The sequence below is a fragment of the Streptomyces fildesensis genome, from assembly GCF_016107395.1.
Lineage (GTDB): Bacteria > Actinomycetota > Actinomycetes > Streptomycetales > Streptomycetaceae > Actinacidiphila > Actinacidiphila fildesensis.
This window is the reverse complement of sequence record NZ_JAAIKO010000231.1, coordinates 1-328: the sequence shown is the minus strand read 5'-3', so window position 1 is coordinate 328 and position 328 is coordinate 1. Positions and strand designations below refer to the sequence as shown.

The 328-nt window shown below is 50.0% G+C and carries 1 protein-coding gene; it reads left to right on the top strand.

Features of this window, described 5'->3' with window-relative positions:
• On the top strand, positions 1-328 hold a 328-nt coding region (locus C6N31_RS47315; RefSeq protein WP_232486364.1), incomplete at both ends, for a pyridoxal-dependent decarboxylase.

The following is a 328-nucleotide window of genomic DNA, read 5'->3' as shown; positions in this document are numbered from 1 at the left end:
CGAAGGAGGCGGCGTACCAGATCATTAACGACGAACTGATGCTTGATGGGAATCCAAGGCTGAACCTGGCTTCCTTTGTAACCACTTGGATGGAACCTGAATGTGATAAGCTTATGATGGCTGCCATTAACAAGAACTATGTGGACATGGATGAATACCCCGTTACCACTGAGCTTCAGAACCGATGTGTGAACATCATAGCCCATCTATTCAATGCTCCACTGGGAGATTCAGAGGCTGCCGTTGGAGTTGGGACGGTTGGGTCCTCCGAGGCCATTATGCTGGCAGGGCTTGCTTTCAAGAGGAAGTGGCAGAACAAGAGAAAGGC